This window comes from uncultured Rhodoblastus sp., assembly GCF_903903185.1.
In the GTDB taxonomy this organism is placed as follows: Bacteria; Pseudomonadota; Alphaproteobacteria; order Rhizobiales; family Beijerinckiaceae; genus Rhodoblastus.
The window spans coordinates 1-4,999 of record NZ_CAIUXT010000156.1; the positions used below are offsets into that span (position 1 = coordinate 1).

Here is a 4,999-nt window from a genome sequence, read left to right on the forward strand (position 1 = left end):
GGTTTTGGTGTCGTGATTGAACGCGTCGGGCGCAACGCCGAGCAGCGGGCAAACCCATTCCGCAGGATGCATCGAAACCGGCCCCGCGACCACGGCGGCGACGGCGCCGTCGAGCATCGATAGGGATGTCGCCTCGGGATGCCGTTTTACGCCTGCGACCTGAACCCGCTGGCTGTGTCTTGGATGGAATGGGTAAGTGACGATCACCTCGATCGCCAGACTCCCGGCAGTATGACGCTGCTTCGAGCACACATGGTAAGGCCCATTCTTCACTCACCTCAAATTCCTTCTGATTCATGGGCGGTTGCCATTTTTGACAATACATCATAATATCTGTCCATGACAAAAGATCTAGGCGCCCTCCTCTCCGGTCTATCTCGTTCGATCGACAAACCCGTCCTCGACGATCCCCGACTCGATTTTCGAAAATCGCCCGAACGATTTCCTCTCATCGGGACACAAATGATTCTTGATGAAAAAACCACATGGGTCTGGCGGATTCTTACCGAAAAGCAAAAACCTGCCAGAATCCCGGTCCAGTTACGAATGGCCCGGCTCCAAGTCGCCATCGGCACCGTAAAATGGTTCGACCAACTCAGCCAGACGGCAAAATTCCGACACTTTCCGCTTCCTCGCCAATCTCCGTTATTCCTAGCGGATGTCGTCATTGACACCATCACCGACAAGGATGATCCTGACTTCGGAAAATCGATCCTTCGTCTCTGTGAACCGCCTGACATCAACCGTTCATTAATCTCATGGTTTAAAAATCATAACATCAAGGCCGAAATCGACCCATCGGTTCCGCTCCTCAAAGCCTTTCGAACCGACGACCCAACAATTCGTCCTGTGATCGTCCAGGACGTTCACGTCGGAATTTTCCTAAACGAAAATGCCCAACTGGCGCGCACCATCGATCCCAATCGCAATCCCGCTATTCTTGAATCTCCCACCGCGGCGCTGCTCGCTGGCGTCAAGAACATAGCGCCAACGCCTCGTGCATTCCACTCACGTCTCATTTCCAGTATTAAAACCAATCCAGATCAGGAAAAAGTGGTCCTCGCCGCCCTTGCTGGTGAAAACCTCGTGCTGATCGGTCCTCCCGGCTGTGGTAAAACTCAAACGATCGCTTCCATCGTCACGAACTGTCACCATCAATTTCCCAAGATCAAGATTGTGGTCGCCTCAAAAGTCGAAGCCGCGCTCGACGCGCTTCGCCGCCTCATGGGCGAAACAGAATATAACTATACCGAATTTGTCATCGGCAAGGGTCGCGTCACTGATCCATTTGATATCCTGATCATCGATGAGTCCTCCCGTGTCACGACCGCCGAGATATTCTCCTTCGCCTGGCAGGCGAAACAGATCATCATCATCGGTGATCCCGACCAGTCGCCACCGTCGCCCTCCGCCCCCAAATTAGATAAGGACGATACCAGCCTCATCGACCTCGCTTTGAAAAATCCCAATTTCTCACAATATCGGCTGACATATCACTATCGCTCCATTCACCCTGAACTCCTTACGTTTTCCAACACCTTAATATACGACGGCCTCCTGAAGGTGGTCCCCTCTCCAAGGCGAAATCCCAAAGATGGACTTTGTGTAACTTTCGTTCCCACGGCGGCGGTCCAGACAACTCAACACTCAACCAAAAATATCCTCGAAGCCGAGGTTCTCGCCGCAAGGCTGGTTGAATCCTCAATCAAATCCAAATCCCTCGGGATATTAAGATCCCGTATGGTCATCGGCTGGACCTACAGCCAAGCTCGTACCGTCGAAACCTGCATCAAAAAACGTCTCAAGATAATGAACCTCACGGAAGAAATTTTATCCCCTGTCGAAAAAGAACCTTTTGTCGTCTACACCGCGGCCGAGGTTCAGGGTCAAGAACGTGACGAAGCCTGGGTATCCTTTGGCCATGGCATCGACCCTAAAACAAAAAAGATCGCGAAACCGCGGCAGCCGACATCTGACATGTCCTCCGGCTCTATGAAAAAAATGAACGTCTTGATGACGAGGTCACGCCACGCAACCCACCTTTATCATTCTGTCGTACCAAACGATTTGCTCAACGCAGACCCTTCACCTGAGATCTTCACACTTTTTGCCCTTATGAACACTGAGCTTCTCGTTGTTCACAGCCGCTATGAAATCGAACCCGACTCCACAGTCAATTCCATCGCCCAGAAAACCTTCAGGAACGACCCCGCCCTGACCGATCCAGAAGCCGTCAATCTGGCGTGTGTCTACGGCGTTCGGAATAAAGGAGATGAACCCGGAAACTGGCGCTATGGTCTTTTTCGTAATCGAAAAGGATGGAATTCCGATCAATTTTCCACAATACGAAACATGTTGATCAAAAAAGGATGGAAGCTCGTCAACTTTTAATATGAACACACAACCGAGCCGCCGATTTTCCTCACAAGAGGAAAATCGGCGGCGAGGCGTTCCACCCCCCTTTCGTCAAATTGACATCATCTGAAATCATCAAAAAAAATCAACCGCCTCACAAAATGACCTCGCCGGCAAAATTCTTTGCCTGAAACAACGCCTGCTCATCGTAATTGATCTAAGCTATTCAGCTTGACTTCGGCGATCAACCGAGCAAAATCATAGCGACAGCCCGTCCTTCGATGCGGCGAAAAAAAGAGGCCCATATCCAGTCATGGTCAAACGCATCATCATCCTTTCCCTCCTCTCCGGGATCTCGATCCTCCCGGCGTTCGCGCAGGCACCCGAGCCCATGCCGGTCGGCACGGAAACCCCTGGCAAGACGCCGCCGGCGCCCGTGAAATTGCCGCCCATCGGCGCGGATCCCCAGGAAAGCTCCGCCAACTACGGCGACTGGACCCTGCGCTGTCATCGCAACGCCGACGCCAAATTTTGTGAGTTCGCCACCACCATCCGCGCCGTCGATCCCCGCGGTTTTTCGCTTTTCAGAAATCATTTTATATAAATGATACAAAAACCGCGTTTTTTCGCTATTTCGACGTCATCGGCAAAAACACCATAAAAAAATATTTATGTTAAAAGTCGAAAATCCTTAAATTCCCCCCCATTTCCCGCTCATTCCGCATCGGCTCATCATCGCCCATAAAATTCTTTTTTGATAAGAAGTCGATTATAGTATTATAAAGAATTCACAAAATTACCAAATCGAGCCATAAGCCAGACGGCCCTATCAAAAATCGGCTAAATAGCGGGTTTTATTTTTGTACTCTTATCCGTTTCATTTTCTGCGTGCTGTTGGCCAGATAACGCCATCATGCCAATCGCCTTCATTTTTGCGTCTATCTAAAACATATACGACACTCGCTCAATTTATTTACATCAGCGATCCGCCAGACGAGTCTTTCTTACAACCAATAGCCCGTAATCAAAACCAGCCCAAAGCCTCATCAAGAACAGGTGAAGTCTAAGCCACCACTTTTTATTTGTTAAGCCCAATCCCAGACCTCAAGACCGGCCGGGCGATACCGCCCCAGTGCCGTTGAAAACACCCCTAAACCCAGTCGAGAAGCCGTGAAAACCCGCCGCCAGGCGCTCAAGCCGCGACCTGGAAAGTGCCATGTTTTCAATGGTTTAGCGATTTTGGGCCAATATGGCAAAATCTTCAACAATATCAACGCTTTACACGCATATTGCGTCATACGTAGGTTATGGCGATTTGCTCTCTAGCGAGGTCGTCAGGTGGCAAATCGGTTTGAAGGCCCGATACCGCAAACATGGTGCAGCTTAAGCTTGCACCGAGTTTGCTAGACGGCTTCGCCGCAGGGCTCCTGAGCGGAGGGCTTTTCCGGCCTGTCGGCCGGGCCACGCGCCCCCATCCTGGGTCGCGCGCCGCAAATTGCGGCGCTGTGGTATTTTTATTCATTTTTTACTTGCTGACCACAACCCATCATATGCTATCATAAGCCAATGTCCAGCCAGGCGTCAGACACCCTTCCGCGCAAAGCTGAAGCGCTCGCCCGCAAAGCTCACGCCTTACAGGCGAAGCTGTCGAAGCAGCGCGCCCGAATGATCGCCGCCGCCAACCAGATCCGGACCTCTCGCGGCCCCTCTGGCGGCGCCGGACCGGCCTTTTCAGCCGGCGCCAGATTCGGCGCCTCGCTTTTCGGGCGCCCGAAAACAAGCATCCGTGCGAAATCCGCAGACGGAATGACCTCATTCCATTTTCAACTGACGCCTGTGTCGCGTGGGTCGGCATTCACCGACCGCCTCGCCGGACGCGCCGCCAACAAGGCGGCCGGTTCGTGGACGTCGGCGGCAAGCCACCAACTCTATATCGAGCGCGATCAAGCGCTCGAAGTCGTCGCCAACGAAGCTAAAGCTCAAGCTCAAGTTAAACTTGAACAGCGCGACAGAGCCGAAGCTGGCGATGGCCTTTCGAATTTTCTCGCGAAGCCGGACGACGCCGGCTATGCCGCATCTGCCGCTCTTTATATCGATCGCGAAGGCGCCGTCGAGAACCGCTCGTCATTCGGCAACATCTCCGCAACCCTCGAAGAGCGAGTAAATTTCTGGAAATTAGTCGAGGAAGCCGAACGACGTCCTATCAAGCACGGCATTATCGTTAACACCGCTCTCGATTCCGCATTCTGGCAGATTGTCGCCGCTGACGACGGCGCGCCCAAATTTCTCAAGAAAATCGCCCTCAATGCTCCTGACACAATCCTCACCGAAAGCGTCGTCGAAAAAGACGCCGCAAAAATCTATGACTATTATCTCGCGCATCGGACGTAAGCGTTCATCCGGCGCCGTTCACTCGTCTGGCTTGAAATTCCACGGCATCAGCGCCTCGATTTCCTTGTTGGGCCATCGGTTGGCGATTCGCTCCAGGGTCTGTTTGGCCCATGCGTTGGGATCGACGCCGTTCATCTTGCACGTTTGAAGCATGGTGGCGATCGCCGCCCATGTCTGGCCTCCGCCGGCGGAACCGGCGAAAAGTGAATTCTTTCTGGTAATTGCCTGGGGCCTGATGGCTCGCTCGACGATA

Annotated in this window: 4 protein-coding genes and 1 pseudogene; 3 read left to right on the forward strand and 2 right to left on the reverse strand. The window is 52.6% G+C overall.

Going from position 1 to position 4,999, the window contains the following annotated elements; translation table 11 throughout:
• Positions 1–273, reverse strand: a pseudogene (locus tag QZY01_RS14800) (UPF0149 family protein); the annotation flags it as partial.
• 66 nt (positions 274–339) lie between these two features.
• Here QZY01_RS14800 and QZY01_RS14805 point away from each other — a divergent pair.
• The 3 genes from QZY01_RS14805 (at position 340) to QZY01_RS14815 (ending at position 4,746) form a co-directional block, all read left to right on the forward strand.
• Positions 340–2,391, forward strand: a complete 2,052-nt coding sequence (locus tag QZY01_RS14805; protein WP_294538299.1) for an AAA domain-containing protein — start codon at positions 340–342, stop codon at positions 2,389–2,391.
• Positions 2,392–2,668: 277 nt separating this feature from the next.
• The gene (locus tag QZY01_RS14810; RefSeq protein ID WP_294538301.1) at positions 2,669–2,959 is read left to right on the forward strand and encodes a hypothetical protein; all 291 of its coding nucleotides are present in this window, start codon (positions 2,669–2,671) and stop codon (positions 2,957–2,959) included.
• A 1,202-nt stretch (positions 2,960–4,161) separates the two neighbouring features.
• On the forward strand, positions 4,162–4,746 hold the full coding sequence (locus tag QZY01_RS14815; protein WP_294538304.1) for a hypothetical protein: 585 nt from the start codon (positions 4,162–4,164) through the stop codon (positions 4,744–4,746).
• A gap of 18 nt (positions 4,747–4,764) precedes the next feature.
• Here the strand turns inward: QZY01_RS14815 and QZY01_RS14820 are convergent.
• On the reverse strand, positions 4,765–4,999 hold a 235-nt coding region (locus QZY01_RS14820), incomplete at its 5' end, for a transposase domain-containing protein (protein ID WP_294538306.1).